This window comes from Mesorhizobium sp. B2-5-11 (assembly GCF_006440835.1).
GTDB lineage: Bacteria > Pseudomonadota > Alphaproteobacteria > Rhizobiales > Rhizobiaceae > Mesorhizobium.
In genome coordinates this window covers 16,449-33,759 of the sequence record NZ_VFUK01000020.1, presented here as the reverse complement: position 1 = coordinate 33,759, position 17,311 = coordinate 16,449, and the positions used below count along the sequence as shown (strand labels likewise).

Here is a 17,311-nt window from a genome sequence, read left to right as displayed (position 1 = left end):
CCACTTTTCGGGATCATGCTCTAACAGAAGGCTGAACAGTCAATTTTCAGGTGCGAAATCCGCATGACCGGCCTCAAGCTTATCGCCCTCGACGACCAGGACCTGAGCATCGTCTCCGCCCATGTCCAGGACGCCGTGATGAAAGTCTCTGACCTTGAATATCTTCCCGCGGCCAAGCGTTTCGTGCTGACCATGAACCGTTTCGTCTGGGAGGCCAAATCGGGCTTCTTTCGCCAGCACAACGAACGGCGCCAGGCCGTGCTGCATTTCGATCGGGTTCTGGGCGCCAAGACCAGCGGCATTGCCCGCGACAAGCCGGCCGAAGTGCTGTCGCTGCTGGCGATCAGCTTCATCGAGATCAGCAAGCCGGCCGGCATAGTCGAGCTGATCTTTTCGGGAGGCGGCGCAATCATGCTCGATGTCGAATGCATCGAGGCCCGCCTTGCCGATGTCGGCGGCACGTGGGAAGCCACGTCGCGCCCCGTGCACAGGACCTGAGCGATGGCCATCACGCTTCGTCAGTCCGACGCCGATTTCGAACAGCGTTTCGCCGCTTTCCTCACCACCAAGAGAGAAGTGTCGGCCGATGTCGACGCGGCCGTGCGCCAGATCATCGCGCGCGTGCGCGCCGACGGCGACGCCGCCCTCGTCGACTTTACCAGACGCTTCGACCGGGCCGACCTCAGGGAACTCGGCATTGCCGTGTCGAAGGACGAGATCGCCCGCGCCTATGCCGCTTGCGACCACCAGACGATCGAGGCACTCGAATTCGCGCGCGACCGCATCCGCGCCTACCACGAGCGGCAGCGGCCGAAGGACGACCGCTTTACCGATGCCGCGGGCGTCGAGCTCGGCTGGCGCTGGACTGCGGTCGAGGCGGTCGGGCTTTACGTGCCGGGCGGTACTGCGAGCTATCCCAGTTCGGTGCTGATGAACGCCATACCGGCCAAGGTCGCCGGCGTGGAGCGCATCGTTATGGTGGTGCCGGCACCCGGCGGCGTCATCAATCCGCTTGTGCTGGTGGCGGCCGACCTTGCCGGCGTGCCGGAAATCTATCGCGTCGGCGGCGCCCAGGCGATCGCTGCCCTGGCCTATGGCACCGAGACGATCAAGCCGGTCGCCAAGATCGTCGGCCCTGGCAACGCCTATGTCGCGGCGGCCAAGCGCCAGGTGTTCGGCACCGTCGGCATCGACATGATCGCCGGCCCCTCGGAAGTGCTCGTCGTGGCCGACGGCGACAATGATCCCGACTGGATCGCCGCCGATCTCCTGGCCCAGGCCGAACATGACGCGTCCGCGCAGTCGATCCTGATCACCGACGATCCGGCCTTTGGCAAGGCGGTGGAGGAGGCGGTCGAACGGCAGCTGCCAAACCTGCCACGGGCGGAGACGGCGGCGGCGAGTTGGCGCGATTTCGGCGCGGTGATCGAGGTTGCGGCAATCGAGGCAGCGCTGCCGCTGGTCGACCGTATCGCGGCCGAGCATGTCGAACTGGCAATCGACGATGCCGAGGGCTTCCTGTCGCGGATGCACAATGCCGGTGCCGTGTTTCTCGGCCGCCATACGCCGGAAGCCATCGGCGACTATGTCGGCGGTTCCAACCACGTGCTGCCGACGGCGCGCTCGGCGCGTTTCTCGTCAGGCCTTTCGGTACTCGATTTCGTCAAGCGCACCTCGATCCTGAAGCTCGGGCCCGAGCAATTGCGCGCGCTGGCGCCTGCCGCGATCGCGCTGGCCAAGGCGGAAGGGCTCGACGCGCATGGACGCTCCGTCGCTATCCGGCTGAACATGTAGGCGCCATGTCGGGCTCCGATCAAACCCGTGCGAGGCTGATCGATGTCGAACTCGATGAATCGATCGGCCGTTCGACGCCCGACGTCGAGCACGAACGCGCGGTGGCGATCTTCGACCTGATCGAGGAGAACAGTTTTCAACCGGTCAACGACAGCGGCGCGGGCCCCTACCGGCTGAAGCTGTCGCTGGCCGAGTCCCGCCTGGTTTTCGCCGTGACGCGCGACGACGGTTCCGCCGTGGTGACCCATATCCTGTCGCTGACGCCGCTCAGGCGCATCGTCAAGGACTACTACATGATCTGCGAAAGCTATTACGACGCCATTCGCTCCTCGACGCCGAGCCATATCGAGGCGATCGACATGGGTCGCCGCGGCCTGCACAACGAGGGTTCGCAGACGTTGATGGACCGGCTCGCCGGCAAGATCGACATCGATTTCGACACGGCGCGCCGGCTGTTCACGCTGGTCTGCGTGCTCCATTGGCGGGGTTAACCCCTGACCGCCGGCGCACCGCCCCGTTCGATCCTGTTCCTGTGCGGCATGAATGCCGTGCGCTCGCCGATGGCCGAGCTGTTGGCGCGGCGCATGCTGCCGGCCAGCACCTTCGTCGCCTCCGCGGGCGTGCGCAGCGGCGAGCGTGACCCGTTCGTCGATGCCGTGCTTGCCGAGGAAGGCCTGTCGCTGGGCGAGCGCCACCCAAGGACGATGGACGAGCTGGAAGACGACTATTTCGATCTCATCGTCACGCTCGCGCCGGAGGCGCACCATGCCGCGCTGGAGCTCACCCGCTCGCTCGCCGTCGAGGTCGAATACTGGCCGACGCCGGATCCTACCGGCGCCAGCGGCACGCGCGAGCAGATCATCGCGGCCTATCGCGATGTGCGCGAACGGCTGAAGTTGCGCATAGGCCGACGTTTTTTGCTTCCGGAAGCAAAAAACGCGATGGATTAAGCGTGTTCACAAGCCGACGATTATCATATAGGTTCCGCCGAATTTCCGGCTAGAGTCGGATGCGGTTGGGTCTCTTCGACCTGACAGCTTCCGACTCTAGATCAAAGAAGTAGAGCATGATGTCGTCCGAAAACCGCTTCATACTTTTCGGCATCATGCTCTAAACGCCGGGAAACCATCCAAGCAAAGGTATCGAATGCCGAAGGAAGAAGTCCTCGAGTTTCCGGGTGTCGTCACGGAACTGCTGCCCAACGCCATGTTCCGGGTGAAACTCGAAAACGAACACGAAATCATAGCCCATACGGCCGGCCGCATGCGCAAGAACCGCATCCGCGTGCTGACCGGCGACAAGGTCCTGGTCGAGATGACGCCCTACGACCTGACCAAGGGCCGCATCACCTATCGTTTCAAGTAAGATCAAGGCCAACTGGTCCGCGATGAGCATTTTGCTGAAGCTGGTGCTTGCCTCGGGTTCGCCGCGCCGCATCGAACTCCTGCAGCAGGCCGGCATCGAACCGGACCGCATACTGCCCGCCGACATCGACGAGACGCCGCTGCGTGCCGAGCATCCGCGCTCGCTGGCCAAAAGGCTGTCGAAGGAAAAGGCCGAAAAGGCATTTGCCTCGCTGAAGTCGGAAACCGACTACGCGCCGGCCTTGGTGCTGGCCGCCGACACGGTGGTCGCTGTCGGGCGGCGCATCCTGCCCAAGGCCGAGACGCTCGATGATGCCGCCAACTGCCTCGGACTGCTGTCGGGGCGTTCGCACCGGGTCTATTCCGGCATCTGCCTGATCACGCCCGGCGGCAAACTGCGCCAGCGGCTGGTCGAGACGCGGGTGCGGTTCAAGCGGCTGCCGCGCGAGGAGATCGACGCCTATGTCGCGTCGGGAGAATGGCGCGGCAAGGCCGGCGGCTATGCCGTACAGGGGCTTGCGGGCGCTTTCGTCGTCAAGCTGGTCGGCTCCTACACCAATGTCGTCGGCTTGCCGCTTTACGAGACCGTAGCGTTGCTTTCGGGCGAAGGCTTCAAGGTCCATCAAAACTGGTCCTCGGCGCGGCCATGAGCGCGGACGACAAGGTGACGCCGCTGCGGCCAAAGCGCCCCTGCCCCGAATGCGGCAAGCCTTCGGCGCGCGAGACCTACCCGTTCTGCTCCAAGCGCTGCAAGGACATCGACCTCAACCGCTGGCTGAAGGGCGCCTATGTCATCAAAGCCCGCGACGACGAGGAAGAACCCGACGCCGACGAGCCGAAATAAGCTAAGAGCGACGCTTGGTCAGGCGGCTTCAGTCTTGCGGCTCACGCGTGCCCAGGCCGGCAGCCAGTCGCCGTGGGCGGCAAGAAGCTCGTCCACCAGTGACCATATCTGGTCGAGATCGAGCTCGGCTGCCGTGTGCGGATCCATCATCGCCGCATGGTAGATGTGTTCCCGGTTCTCGCTCGTCAGCGCCCGCACCGTCAGTTCCTGCACGTTGATGTTGGTGCGGATCAGCGCCGTCAATTGCGGCGGCAGGTCGCCAATGTAAGTCGGCTGGATGCCGGAGGCGTCGACCAGGCACGGCACCTCGGCGGCGCACTCGCGGGGCAGCGAGGTGATGCAGCCATTGTTGCGAACGTTGCCGTAGATCACCGACGGCTCGCCGGTCCAGACCGAATTCATGATCGAGGAGGCATATTCCTTCGACTGCTCGACCTCGATGCGCTCGGCCGAGCGGTAGGCTTCCGCCTGCCCCTGCCAACGCTCGATCTGCTCGATGCAGCGCTTGGGATATTCATCCAGCGGGATGCCGTATTTCTCGATCAGGTCGGGACGGCCGTTCTTGATGAAATAGGGCGTGTATTCGGCGAAATGTTCGGAGCTTTCGGTGACGAAATAGCCGAGCCGGGTCAGCATCTCGTAACGCACCTTGTTGGGGCAGCGCGGATTCCAGCCGGGCTTGGGCGCACGCCCTTCGCGATAGGCGCGCAGGAGATCGGGATATAGATCTCGATAAGAGCCGTCGGCCTGGCGGTGCTCGAACTTCAGGTAGAAGGCCATGTGGTTGATGCCGGCGGAGCGATAGCGGATGTCCTCGTAGGGAAGATCGAGATCGTGCGCCAGTTCCATCGCGGTGCCCTGCACCGAGTGGCAGAGGCCGACCTGCCTGATGTCAGGATATCTCTCCGAGATCGCCCAGGTGTTGATCGCCATCGGATTGACGTATTGCAGCATGATCGCATCGGGGCAGACGGCGAGCATGTCCTCGCAGATCTTCCACAGATGCGGCACGGTCCTCAAGCCTCGCATGATGCCGCCGACGCCGAGCGTGTCGGCTATGGTCTGGCGCAGGCCATATTTCTTCGGCACTTCAAAGTCGGTGACGGTGCAGGGCTCGTAGCCGCCGATCTGGAAGGCGACGACGACGAAATCGGCACCGGCCAGCGCCTTGCGCTGGTCGGAATAGGTCTCCGCCTTTGCCTTGACGCCGAGCGTCGCGATCAGCTTGTTGACGACGACGGCACTCTCTTCCAGCCGCTGCGGATCGATGTCCATTAGCGCGATCGTCGCGCCCGAAAGCGCCGGCCGCTGCAGCACGTCGCCGACGATGTTCTTCATGAACACGGTCGAGCCGGCGCCGATGAAAGTGATCCTGGGATGTCTTGCCACGCTAACCTCCGGCATGTGTTCAGGCCACGTCGAAAGCGGCCCGGACGAGCCGTTCGGTGTAGGCGGTCTTGGGATTGGTGAGGACCTCGTCGACAGGTCCCTGTTCGACGATCTTGCCGTGCTGCATGACGATGACGCGGTGGCACAGAGCGCGAACCACCTTGAGATCGTGCGAGATGAAGAGATAACTCAGGCCGCGCTCGTCCTGCAGCTTGCGCAAGAGATCGATGATCTGCGCCTGGACGGAGAGGTCGAGCGCTGATGTCGGTTCGTCGAGCAGGATGAATTCCGGTTCCAACGCGATGGCTCGGGCAATCGCGATGCGCTGCCGCTGTCCGCCGGAGAACTCGTGCGGAAATCGCGAAAGGATGTCGCCCGGCATGCCGGCGCTGACCAGCGCCTCGCGCACCCGCTCGACCCGCTCGCGCCGCGTCGCTCCGATGCCGTTGACGATCAGCCCTTCCTCGATGATCTGCCCGATCGTCATGCGCGGGTTGAGCGAGGAGAACGGATCCTGGAAGACGACCTGCATGCTCGATCGCAGCGGCCGCATCTCGGCCCGTGACAGCCCATGGATCGGCTGGCCGTCGAAACGGATCTCGCCGCGCTTGGCATCGATCAACCTGAGCAGGCACTGGCCGAATGTGGTCTTGCCGGAGCCGGATTCGCCGACCAGTCCCAGTGTTTCGTGGCGGCAAAGCTTGAGATCGAGATCGTCGACGGCGACCAGCTCGCGCCAGTCGGGTTTGAGGAAGGTGCCGTGACGCAGCATGAAGCAGACGCGCACCCCGTTCGCTTCGAGGATGGTGCCGGAGCCCTCCGGCAGCGGTTGTGGCCGCCCGCGCGGTTCGGAGGCGAGCAGTCGTTGCGTATAGGGATGCTGGGGATCGGAGAACAGACGTTCGGTGACGTTATGCTCCCGCATCTCGCCATGCTGCATGACATAGACGTAGTCGGAGAATTTGCGCACGACCGTGAGGTCATGGGTGATCAGGATCACCGCCATGCGCAGCTCTTTCTGCAGATTGCGGATCAGGTTCAGGATCTGTGCCTGGACGGTGACGTCGAGCGCCGTCGTCGGTTCGTCGGCGATCAGCACGTCGGGATCGTTGGCCAGCGCCATGGCGATCATCACGCGCTGGCGCTGGCCGCCCGAGAGCTGATGCGGATATTGCTTGAGCCGCGCGACGGGATCCGGGATCTGGACATGCTGCAGGAGTTCGAGCGCCCGTGCCCAGGCTTGCCGCCGGCCGACCTTGCGATGAACCCTGATCGCCTCGACGATCTGGCTGCCGATCGTATAGATCGGATTGAGCGAGCTCATCGGCTCCTGGAAGATCATCGAGATGCGGTTGCCGCGCAGCTTGCGCCGGGCGCTTTCGGGGAACTTCAGGATGTTCTGCCCATCATAACAGACGGTCGATCTCGGTGACACGGTGGCGCGCCGGGACAGCAATCCCATGACGGTGCGCGCCGTCACCGATTTGCCGGAACCGGATTCGCCGACGATGGCGATCGTCTCGCCGCGATAGAGCTGGAACGAGACGTCCTTGACCGCCTCGACGGTGCCGTGCTCGACCTTGAAGGCGACCTCGATGTTGCGGGCATCGATCACGGGTTCTCCCTGGCGTCCGTCATGGTCGTGCCGGACGGAAGGTGCGAAGGGTTCGGCGAGCGCGAGCGTCATCCCAGCCACCTCAATAAGGATCGACGGCGTCGCGCAGGCCGTCGCCCAGCGCGTTGAAGGCAAAGACGGTGACCAGCACGAAGCCGACCGGCGACAGGATCCACGGATAGGTGCCTATGACGGAGTAGGTCGCGGTGTCCTGCAGCATCAGCCCCCAGGAGATCAGCGGCGGCTTCACCGCAAAGCCGAGAAAACCGAGGAAGGATTCGAGCAGCACAACGGTCGGGATCGCCAACGTCACCGCGACGATCACATGGCTCATCACATTGGGGAAAATGTGCTGCATGATGATGCGCCGGTCGGTGGCGCCCACCGCCATGGCGGCGCGTACGTATTCAATGCGCGCAAGCGCCAGCGTCTTGCCGCGCACCTCGCGCGACATCTGCGCCCAGCCCAGCGCCGACATGACGATGATGACGAAGGCGAGGAAGACGTTGGTGGGCGCGGTGACCGGGATCAGCGTCGTCAGCGCCAGATAGAGCGGCAGCTGCGGGAAGGCCAGCACGAGTTCGACGAAGCGCTGCATCCAGACATCGAACCGACCGCCGAAATAGCCGGAAGCCATGCCGACCGTAGTGCCGATGACGGTGATGATGAAGACCACCGTCAGCGCGATCATCAGCGAGACGCGCGAGCCATGGATGGCGCGCGAGAGCACGTCGCGTCCGAACTTGTCGGTGCCGAGGAAATGCACCGGCTGGCCGTCCATCGAACCGAAGAAATGCCGGTTCGCCGCAATGAGCCCGAAGAGCCTGTAGGGCGCGCCCTCGACGAAAAGGCCGAGCAATCTTGGATGATCATAGTCGGGACCGACGATGGGCTGAAAGGTGACCGGATCGAGATCCGCCGAATCCGCCAGCGCATAGACCCTGGGCCGGGCGACGAAATCGCCGTCCCTGTCGTGGAAAGCAGGCAGTTGCGGCGGCGCGAAGGCGACATCGGTCACCTTCGGGTCCATCGGCGCCAGGAACTCGGCGAATACCGCCATGAGGATCAGCAGCACGACGAGCCAGAACCCCGCCATGCCGGTCCAGGAGCGCTTCAGCCGGCGCCAGACGAGCGCGGTGTAGCTCTCGTTGCCGTGCGCGGGTCTCTCGACGGGTCCTTCGGCCGGCAGCGGCGGTGGCGATGTATCGCGGGCCAACATCTAGCTCTCCCCGAACTGGCGCACGCGCGGATCGAGCAGGACCAGCAACATGTCGGCGATGATGTTGCCGACGATCAGCGTCGCCGACAGCACCATCATGAAAGTGGCGGTGACATAGACGTCGCCGACCGCCATCGAGCCGACGATCGCCGGGCCGACGGTCGGCAGCGCGAAGATGATCGCCGTCTCGATTTCGCCGGTCAGCATGTAAGGCAGCACCACGCCCTGATACATGACCAGCGGATGCAGCGCATTGGGCACGGCGTGTCGCATGACGACGGCGCTGCCGGTCAACCCCTTGGCCTTGGCCGTCTCGACATATTGGGCGTTCAGCGTGTCGAGCAGATTACCGCGCATGACGCGCATGTTGTAGGCGAGCCCGCCGAAGGTGGCGATCGCGACCACCGGCCAGACATGCTTGACCAGATCGAGGAACTTGGCCCACGACCATGGCGCGCCGCCATATTGCGGCGAGAAGAAGCTGCCTATCTCCGAGACGTTGAACTGGAAGACCAGGAGATAGACGATGATCAGCGCCATCAGGAAGCGCGGCACCGTCATGCCGAGGAAGGAGATGGCCGAAAGTGTCGAGTCGATCCAGGTGTATTGCCGGGTCGCCGCCCATATGCCGAAGGTGATGCCGAGCACCGAGGCGAGCAGATGGCACACAAGCGCCAGGATGAGGGTGCGCGGCAGGCGCTCGCCCACAACGTCGGCCACCGGCTTGTTGTAGTAGAGGCTGTAGCCGAAATCGCCGCGGGTGACGATGCCGCCGATCCAGTTGAGATACTGGACGGGCAGCGGCTTATCGAGGCCATGTTCGATCCGGTAGGCGTTGGCCTGCGCGTCGGCTTCGGCGAAGGAGGCGCCTCCCTGGTTGATCAGCTGCGAGCGGATGTAGTCGGCATAATCGCCGGGCGGTGCCTGGATGATGGCGAAGGTGACGAGGCTCAGTATGGCAAGGACCGGGATTGCCGACGCTATGCGCATGAGCAGAAATCGCAGCATGGACGGTCGCTTCCTCGTCTTGCCGATCGCGTCTTTTTGGTGCGTTCGGAGGTTGCCTTTGTCCGGCCGCGCCAGCGGCGCGGCCGGAGGTCTCAGTCAGGGGAGGTAAACTTACATCGGGCCCTTGTCTCCAGGCTTGCCGGGCAGCTCTTCCGGGAACAATTCGTATTTCGCCTGCTTGTCGGCCGCCACGAAGACCCGTTCTCGAATGATCGAATCCTCTGCCCAGTTGAACATGTAGATCGGCGTGCCCTTTGGAACGTTGGAGAAGCGCTTATTGACGATCAGCGCACCGGGATATTCCGTCAGGCCGACATTGTAGACGTGCTCCGTCGAAATCTTCTGGAAGTCTCTCATCAGGGCGGCGCGCTGGTCATTGTCCTCAGACGTGACAAATTTGTTGACGATGTCGACGAGGTCCTTCTCGAAAGGCATCAGGTCGACCTCGCCGCTTTCAGGTGCGCGGTGATCCCAGCTGGTCTTGGGGCCGACGGGAGCGAGCTGCACGGTGTTCTGCACGACGGAGGTCAACTCCTGGTCGTTGCGCCGGATCAGCCAGTCGAAGCGCCCGGAATATTGCGAGGCATCGCGCTGCGTGCCGTTGAGACCGTTGAGCACGATCCGCAGCCCGAGTTTCTCCATCTGGGCGACAACGCCTTCGGCGAGGCTCTTGTCGGTGCCGTAGTCATTGTTGACCAGCATGACGATCTCGACATTCTTGCCGCCGGCCGTGCCGGCCGGGAAGTTCACGAAACCGTCGCCATCGGTATCCTTGAGTCCGGCCTTGGCGAGTTCGGCCTTGGCGCCCTCGAGGTCGAAGGGATAGTAGACCGTCGACTTGCGGTCATAGAAGCTGGTGCCGGAGGACAAGCCGCCGGGGTAGATGGCGGTGAACGGCCCCTTGACCAGGGAGTTGCCCAGCGCCTTGCGGTCGAGCGCCATGGTAACCGCCTTGCGGAAATCCTCATTGCGGTTCAGCTCGCGGATCGCCTGGCCGCGCTCGTCCGGGTTGCCCCAGCCATTGGCGGAAAAGTTGAGGCGCAGATTGTAGCCGATCAGCCGTGGGCCGAATGCCAGGCGTGCAGGCGCATTCGCCTCCGCGGCCCGCTTCAGCGAGGCGACGAAGTTCTCCGGCTGCTCCAGATTGGAGAAGTCGCCCGAGCCGGCCACCGCCTGAACATCACGGTCAGCCCAGGTGGACAGCTTGTAATGCAACTCGTTGAGGTAGGGCAGTTGATTGCCCTTCTCGTCGACCTTCCAATAATAGGGATTGCGGCGCATGACGATGATGTCGTCCGGCCGGTATTCAACCGGCACCCAGGCGCCCATGACCGGCATGTTCATATATTCCGGCGGGAAGGCGTTCTTGAACTGGTCGTAGGTGTTCTTCGAGTATTTCGGATGTTGCGGCTTCAATATGTGCGCGGGGCCGGGGCAGAAGGTGCCGTAGGCCATCGCGTAGAGATACTGTTTCGGGAAGGCCTCCTTGAAGGTCCACTCGACGGTGTAGTCGTCGATCTTCTTCAGCGTGGTGCCGACGCCGAAGGTTTCCTGGGTGGCGCCGTTGAGCGGCGAGACGTTCGGGTCGACAACCTCGTCGTCCCAGTAGAACATGACGTCGTCTGAGTTGAAGGGCGCGCCGTCGGACCATTTGGCACCCTCGACGAGGTGCATGGTGAGCTTGTGGCCATCCGCCGACCAGTCCCAGCTTTTGGCGAGGTTGGGCAGCGGTTCGGTGTCCTTGGCCTCGACCTGGAACAGCGGCGCGGTGCGCGTCAGGCATTCGGACAGGCCGATATCGATACCGCCCCATCCCTGCGTCTGACCGGCGCCGTAGTTCCAGCCTTCCGGCCGCCCGCCGATAACGTGGCGCATCGTATCGCCGTAGACGCCGATGCCATCAGGCATGTTGCCCGTCTTGAAAACCAAGGGCTCCTTCGGCAGCCTGTCTTTCACCGGTGGCAGCTTGCCGGCCTTGACGTATTTCTCGGTCACCCAGTCCGGCTCGTGATAGTCCGGCAGCGCCTTGAACTCCAGAATGGAGTCGCGCGGCACATAGGTGATCTTGCCTTCGGCCGGAAACGCCGCCGGTACCGGCGGGACCGTCGGCTCGGAGGCGAAAGCGTTGAGCGCCGGGACGGAGACGCTCAGCGCCAGTCCCGCGACCATGCCAATGCTGCGTAGGTTCCTCATTGTCTCCTCCCTCGTGTTCGGACGTTTTATTTTGCTGCTGCTCGTCTTGTGCCTGGGTGGCTGACTGCGGTGGACCTACCTCCCGTGGATCCGCCGTCGCACCCTGTTTTCAGCCAGCCTGCTTCAGCGCGGCCTTCTCGGCGCGCAATTCCTCGATCGAGCGGACGCTGCGCCGCGCGGCGCCCGCCCATTCGCGGGTCTTGACCCTGGATCTGGACAGCCGCTCTTTTGCCGCCGGAACCGCATGCGCAAATTGCGGCAGCCAGGCCGCTTGGGCGACGACCATTTCGTCGACCATCTGCCAGACCTCCTCCGGCGTCGACACCGCGCCAACCAGCGGGTCATGCAGCACGGCAAGCTTGAGCAGGTCGATGTCGCCGGATATGGCAGCATGCACCGACATGCGCTGGACATTGATCGAGGATATGCAGGTCGCGGCACATGCTTCCGGCAAAGTGATGCCGGCCGCCATGTTGATGCCGAAGCGGTCGACGAAGCCGGGCGATTCGACGATGGCGTCCTGCGGCAAATTGGTGATGACACCGTCATTCTTGACGTTGAAATGGCCGCGATAGACGCGGTTGGTCTCCAGCGCTTCCAAGATGTGGCTGGCATGCTCGTTGGAGCGCTTTGACGGATCGATCGGCTTCGCCGCCGCTTCGAGGAATTGCGGATATTCCGTCTCGAACCAGTTGCGGGTCTCGGTGGAATAACGGAGATATCCGCCCGTCTCGCCATGGATCCAGTCGGACATGTCGATCCAGCGGGTGATCTCGTCCGGGCGCTTGCGATACCAGGGAAGGTATTCGGACAGGTGGCCGTTGCTTTCGGTCGAATAAACGCCGAAGCGCTTCAACACGTCTATGCGCAGTTTCTCCTGCCTGGAATAGACCGGATGCGCCTCGAAGGCGGCGACCAGCTCGTCCTTGCCGATTTCGCGACCGTTCAGGCGCAACTCGATGAACCAGGTCTGGTGGTTTATGCCGGAACAGACATAGTCGAGCTCCCGAGGCGACTTCGCGCCCAGCACCTCGGCGATCTGCTCGGCGCCGTGCTGGACGCCGTGGCACAGCCCGACCGTGTCGACCTTGCCGTACTCGATCGCCGCCCAGGTGTTCATCGCCATCGGGTTGGCATAGTTGAGGAATTTCGCATCGGTCTCGGCGACCTCGCGTATATCCTTGCAGAAATCGAGGATCACCGGGATGTTGCGCTGGCCATAGAGGATGCCGCCGGCGCAGATCGTGTCGCCGACGCATTGGTCGATGCCGTATTTCAAGGGGATCCTGATATCGTCGGCATAGGCTTCGAGGCCACCGACCCGCACACAGCTGATGACATAACGAGCGCCCTCGAGCGCCTTGCGGCGGTCTGTCGTCGCCGTCACCTTGGTCGGCAATTTGTTGGCCTCGACGATCCGGTCGAGGATCGCCTTGATCATCTGGAGATTGTGCTCGCTGACATCGGTCAGCGCGAATTCGATACCCTTGAATTCCGGCACGCACAGTATGTCGGTGAACAGTTTCTTGGTGAAGCCGACGCTGCCGGCGCCGATAATAGCGATTTTGAAACTCATCACCTTCACCTCGATCCGATCGGATGCTAGGCAAGGAGCAGCAAGGGAGGATATGGCCACACGCCAAGGCGCACGTGCCAATCGAGCCGAATTCCGGCTTTTCTCCTCCCGCCCGCTCCTCGACCGCGGGTTCTTCACGTTCTTCGGGGATGGATTATGCGCTTATTCGCGAGCGCGGCCAGAGAAGGATTATGCTTTCAAGGGTAATTTTGTGCTGCGGGATCTGATCGCCAACGGACAGTCGATGCGCACGATCTCGCTGCCGCGCGGTCGCCAGCGCCTGCATGCCATGCCGACGAGCACCGGCTACGAAGTGCGCGAAGGCGAAATCTATGATTGGGACGGGCGCAAGCGCGGCCAGACGCCATTCACCGTGCTCCAGCACACGATCAACGGAAGCGGCCGGCTTCGCTATGAGAACCGCGACTATCGCCTGCAGCAGAACGACACGCTGCTGGTGCTGGTGCCGCACAACCATCGTTACTGGCTGGCCAAGGACGAGCGCTGGGAATATTTCTGGATCTCGATGAATGGCGAGGAGGCGCTGCGCATCCACAAATCGATCCTCGACGTCTCGGGTCCCGTGTTCCGGCTGCAGCCGGAGACGATCGATCACCTCGCCGATTGCAGCCTGCGTCTCATCAACGGGGCCGCTGCGCCGGGGGCGGCTTCGGCGATCGCCTACGAGGCGGCGATGGCGCTCTACGACGATGTCTTCGGCTCACATGCCTTTGCCGAGAAGCAGAGCGCCATGCAGCCGGTCATCGACCACATCAACGCCAATCTCGACAGGCCGCTGCCGGTAGCGGACCTCGTGGCGATCAGCGGCCTCAGTCGGGCGCACTTCTCGCGCTGCTTCGCCGAGAGCGAAGGCATCCCGCCCGCGGAGTTCGTGCTGCAGCAGCGGCTGCAACGCGCCGCCAAGCTTTTGACCAAGGCTGATTTCCTGCCCGTGAAGGAAGTCGCCATCCTGTGCGGCTTCGAGGACGCGAACTATTTCTCGAAGGTCTTCCGCCGCTGTTACGGCATTAGCCCGGGCCAGTTCCGCACCACCGGCATGTATGCCAGCATGAGGGTTCCGGCCAGGCGCGACATCAGGGTGTCCGACGACGAGACCTGACCCCGTCGCCGTCCAGCGCAGCCTTGGACGACATGCACTACGCCGCTTGCCGGCTGCCGCCGTCCAGCCATTGGAGATCGGCAGGTGAAAGCGCGATGTCGAGGGCGCGCAAGCTGTCGTCCAGTTCGCCCAGCGTGCGCGGGCCGATCAACGGCACCGATGGGAAAGGCTGGTTGAGCACATAGGCGAGCGCAATATGGATCGGGCTCTTGCCCAGCCGCGCGGCAAGTTCGATCGCCCGGTCGCGGCGGCCGAAATTGCGCTCCGAGTACCAGACCCGCACCAGCTCTTCATTGTCGCGCCGGTCGCGCCCGGCGCGTTCGGTGAAGAAGCCGCGCCCTTGGCTCGACCAGGCGAAATTCGGCATCTGCCGGGCGGTCAGCCAGGCTTTCCAGTCATCGGTGGAGGAGGTCACGCAACCGGCCCAGATCGGCTCCAGCATTTCGGCCAGCGAGAAGTTGTTGGAGAGCGCGCCGGGCTTTTGCTTGCCGGTGCGCTCGGCATAGGCGATCGCCTCGTCCATGCGCTGCATCGTCCAGTTCGAGCCGCCGAACGGGCCACGGATGCGGCCTGCCTTGACCTCGCGGTCCATCGCATCGACGAACTCGCCGACGGGCACGTCCGGATTGTCGCGATGCATGAAATAGATATCGACATGGTCGGTTTGCAGGCGGTCGAGCGACTGGACGAGCTGCTTGCCGATCACGTCGGGATAGCAAAGCGGCGAATGTGCCCCCTTGGCGATGACCACCGACTGCTCGCGAACGCCACGGTTCTTCAGCCATTGCCCAAGCAGCGTCTCGGTGTAGCCGCCGCCATAGACATAGCCGGTGTCGAACAGATTGCCGCCAGCCTCGAAGAAGGCATCGAGCAGGATCGAACCCGAGGAGAAGGTGCGGAAATCCTCGAAACCGAGCGCCACGATCGAGGCCGGCTTCGACAGGCCCGGAATGGCGCGTTTGGCGATCGCCGTGCCGCCGGATCGCAAGGGCCGGTCGGCGATGGTGTTGGTGCGTCGCGAGGCCTTTTCGATCTCGTACTCCAGCCCCACAGCCGCGCGCCATCTGTCGAGCACGCGCAAGGTGCCGAGGCTGTCGGCCCAGGCCATGCCCGGCCAGGCGAACTCCTGCCGGCCGGCAAGGATGGCGTCCCCGGCGGCGTCGACTTCGAAGGAATAGACGTGACGCTTTTCGTTCACGCTGATGGTTTCGCGCACGTCGTCCGCGCCGATCACATCGATCCGGCCGAGGCCGACATCGCGGTCGCCGCCGGCGAACCAGAAATCCGGCACTTCGATGCGGCCCCTGGTGCCGAAAATCCTGAGCACATTGTCCTGGTTGAGGGAGATGCTGCAGGAGACCTCGGCGACGATGCCGCCCGGGAAATGCAGCAGCGCGGAGGCCCATTCGTCGACGCCGGACTGGCCAAGATGGGCAACGCCGGTCACCTTGTCCGGCTCGAGGAACGGCTTGCCGGCCGCGGCGCCGGCAATCAGCCGCGCCATCGAGACGGGATAGCCGCCGACGTCCAGGATGCCACCGCCGGCGAGGTCGTTGGCATAAAGCCGGTGCTGCGGCATGAAATCAGGCATGGCAAAACCGAAGCTCGACTTGATCATCCTGATCTCGCCGATGACGCTGGATTTGATCAGTTCCACCAGCTTCAGCGTCTGCGGGTGCAGCCGGTACATGAAGGCCTCGCCGAGAAAGGTGCCGGCCTTGCGCGCCGCATGCATCATGGCGTCGGCCTCGAAGGCGGTCAGCGCCAGCGGCTTTTCGCACAGCACATGCTTTCCCGCGTCCGCCGCCCGGATCGCCCATTGCGCGTGGCCCGGGTGCGGGACCGAAATGTAGATCGCGTCGATTTCCGCGTCAGTGAGCAATGCTTCGTAGCCCTCGAGAATGCGCGCGCCGGGAAAGCTCTGCGCCAAACTCGGCTTGCCCGGATCGCGCGCACCGATGGCGACCAGCTTTCCGTTGCGGGAGCCGGCGACGCCGCCGGCGAAGGCCTTGGCGATGCTGCCCGGGCCGAGAATGCCCCAGCGGATGGGCGTGGTTGCAGTCATTGTCATTCTCCTTGCGGGATGGGAAAGGGCAGCCGATCAGCGCAGCCGCAGCCCTTTTTCGTCGAACAGGTAGGATTTGCGGATGGATACGATGATCTCTGATGTCTCGGGGACCTTGGCCGCGTCGCGCTGGATCACCACGTCCTCGCCATTGGCCGTTCTGGCGTAGAGAAAGCTCGTACCGCCCAGGTGCTCGACCACATCGATGGTGACGGCAAGATCGGCGTCGCCTTCTCCGGCGCTGCCAAAATGTTCGGGTCGCACGCCAACGATGACCTTGCTGCCGATTGCGGACGCGGCGCCCTTCAACGGCTGCGTGATGCGGGTCTTCTCCTGGCCAGCGAGTTCCACCACGACGCCGCGCGCATCGCAGCCGACGACGCGGCCCTTGATGAAATTCATCTTCGGCGAGCCGACGAAACCGGCCACGAACTGATTGTCGGGATTGTCATAAAGATCGAGCGGGCGGCCGATCTGCTCGACATGGCCGCCGCGCAGCACGACGATCCGGTCGGCGAGCGTCATCGCCTCGGTCTGGTCGTGCGTGACATAGACCATGGTGGTGCCGAGCTCCTTGTGCAGGCGCGAGATCTCGACCCGCATCTGGACGCGCAGTTCGGCGTCGAGGTTGGACAGCGGCTCGTCGAACAGGAACACCTGCGGCTCGCGCACGATGGCGCGGCCGATGGCAACGCGCTGGCGCTGGCCGCCGGAGAGTTTCTTCGGACGGCGCTCCATCAATTCGCTGATGCGCAGGATCTCGGCCGCCCGTTTCACCCTGCGGTCGGTGTCGGCCTTCGGATTGCCGGTCATACGCAGGCCGAAGGAAAGGTTCTGTTCGACGCTCATATGCGGATAGAGCGCGTAGGACTGGAAGACCATGGCGATGCCGCGGTCGGCCGGCTCGACGTCGTTCACCACCTTGCCGCCAATGGCGATCTCGCCATCGCTGATATCCTCCAGTCCGGCGATCATCCTGAGCAGCGTGGACTTGCCGCAGCCAGACGGGCCGACGAACACGACGAACTCGCCATCCCTGATGTCGATGTTGGCGCCATGGACGACCTCGAAAACGCCGAAGCGCTTGACGACATTCGTGAGCGTGACGGTTGCCATGCCTACCC

16 protein-coding genes are annotated in these 17,311 nt (G+C 63.5%); 8 read left to right on the top strand and 8 right to left on the bottom strand.

Going from position 1 to position 17,311, the window contains the following annotated elements; translation table 11 throughout:
• Positions 1-63 precede the first annotated feature (63 nt).
• From FJ490_RS31670 to yacG, 7 genes are all read left to right on the top strand, one after another.
• A complete protein-coding gene (locus FJ490_RS31670; protein ID WP_140633719.1) occupies positions 64-498 on the top strand; it encodes a DUF2948 family protein in 435 nt (144 codons plus the stop codon).
• Positions 499-501: 3 nt separating this feature from the next.
• Positions 502-1,794, top strand: coding sequence for a histidinol dehydrogenase (hisD, locus tag FJ490_RS31665; RefSeq protein WP_140525560.1), 1,293 nt, complete (start codon positions 502-504; stop codon positions 1,792-1,794).
• Between the two features lie 5 nt (positions 1,795-1,799).
• Positions 1,800-2,285, top strand: coding sequence for a UPF0262 family protein (locus FJ490_RS31660; protein WP_140501043.1), 486 nt, complete (start codon positions 1,800-1,802; stop codon positions 2,283-2,285).
• A gap of 48 nt (positions 2,286-2,333) precedes the next feature.
• Complete coding sequence (locus tag FJ490_RS31655) at positions 2,334-2,744, top strand: low molecular weight phosphatase family protein (RefSeq protein WP_140728600.1); 411 nt, start codon at positions 2,334-2,336, stop codon at positions 2,742-2,744.
• 196 nt (positions 2,745-2,940) lie between these two features.
• Positions 2,941-3,159, top strand: a complete 219-nt coding sequence (infA, locus tag FJ490_RS31650; protein WP_006200926.1) for a translation initiation factor IF-1 — start codon at positions 2,941-2,943, stop codon at positions 3,157-3,159.
• 22 nt (positions 3,160-3,181) lie between these two features.
• Positions 3,182-3,808, top strand: a complete 627-nt coding sequence (locus tag FJ490_RS31645; protein WP_140501039.1) for a Maf-like protein — start codon at positions 3,182-3,184, stop codon at positions 3,806-3,808.
• On the top strand, positions 3,805-4,002 hold the full coding sequence (yacG, locus tag FJ490_RS31640; RefSeq protein WP_140562204.1) for a DNA gyrase inhibitor YacG: 198 nt from the start codon (positions 3,805-3,807) through the stop codon (positions 4,000-4,002). Before FJ490_RS31645 ends, yacG begins: the two co-directional genes overlap by 4 nt.
• Positions 4,003-4,020: 18 nt before the next feature.
• Here yacG and FJ490_RS31635 read toward each other — a convergent pair whose 3' ends face one another.
• The 6 genes from FJ490_RS31635 to FJ490_RS31610 form a co-directional block, all read right to left on the bottom strand.
• Positions 4,021-5,391 carry an alpha-glucosidase/alpha-galactosidase gene (locus tag FJ490_RS31635; protein ID WP_140728599.1) on the bottom strand — a complete coding sequence of 457 codons (1,371 nt, stop codon included), beginning with the start codon at positions 5,389-5,391 and terminating at the stop codon, positions 4,021-4,023.
• A 19-nt stretch (positions 5,392-5,410) separates the two neighbouring features.
• On the bottom strand, positions 5,411-7,078 hold the full coding sequence (locus FJ490_RS31630; RefSeq protein WP_140728598.1) for an ABC transporter ATP-binding protein: 1,668 nt from the start codon (positions 7,076-7,078) through the stop codon (positions 5,411-5,413).
• Positions 7,079-7,088: 10 nt separating this feature from the next.
• Positions 7,089-8,225: an ABC transporter permease gene (locus FJ490_RS31625; protein ID WP_140501031.1), complete on the bottom strand. Its 1,137-nt coding sequence runs from the start codon at positions 8,223-8,225 to the stop codon at positions 7,089-7,091.
• Complete coding sequence (locus FJ490_RS31620; RefSeq protein WP_140513339.1) at positions 8,226-9,233, bottom strand: ABC transporter permease; 1,008 nt, start codon at positions 9,231-9,233, stop codon at positions 8,226-8,228. It abuts the gene before it with no gap.
• Between the two features lie 111 nt (positions 9,234-9,344).
• Entirely contained in the window at positions 9,345-11,426 is a 2,082-nt protein-coding gene (locus tag FJ490_RS31615) for an ABC transporter substrate-binding protein (protein WP_140728597.1), read from the bottom strand.
• Positions 11,427-11,535: 109 nt separating this feature from the next.
• The gene (locus FJ490_RS31610) at positions 11,536-13,002 is read right to left on the bottom strand and encodes an alpha-glucosidase/alpha-galactosidase (protein WP_140728596.1); all 1,467 of its coding nucleotides are present in this window, start codon (positions 13,000-13,002) and stop codon (positions 11,536-11,538) included.
• A 244-nt stretch (positions 13,003-13,246) separates the two neighbouring features.
• On the opposite strand from FJ490_RS31610, the gene FJ490_RS31605 reads away from it, so the two are divergent.
• The gene (locus FJ490_RS31605; RefSeq protein WP_140525583.1) at positions 13,247-14,122 is read left to right on the top strand and encodes an AraC family transcriptional regulator; all 876 of its coding nucleotides are present in this window, start codon (positions 13,247-13,249) and stop codon (positions 14,120-14,122) included.
• Positions 14,123-14,159: 37 nt separating this feature from the next.
• Here FJ490_RS31605 and FJ490_RS31600 read toward each other — a convergent pair whose 3' ends face one another.
• Positions 14,160-16,187 (bottom strand): aldo/keto reductase, encoded by a 2,028-nt coding sequence (locus tag FJ490_RS31600; RefSeq protein WP_140658426.1) that lies wholly within the window; start codon positions 16,185-16,187, stop codon positions 14,160-14,162.
• Positions 16,188-16,223: 36 nt separating this feature from the next.
• A complete protein-coding gene (ugpC, locus tag FJ490_RS31595; RefSeq protein WP_140525553.1) occupies positions 16,224-17,303 on the bottom strand; it encodes a sn-glycerol-3-phosphate ABC transporter ATP-binding protein UgpC in 1,080 nt (359 codons plus the stop codon).
• Positions 17,304-17,311 lie beyond the last annotated feature (8 nt).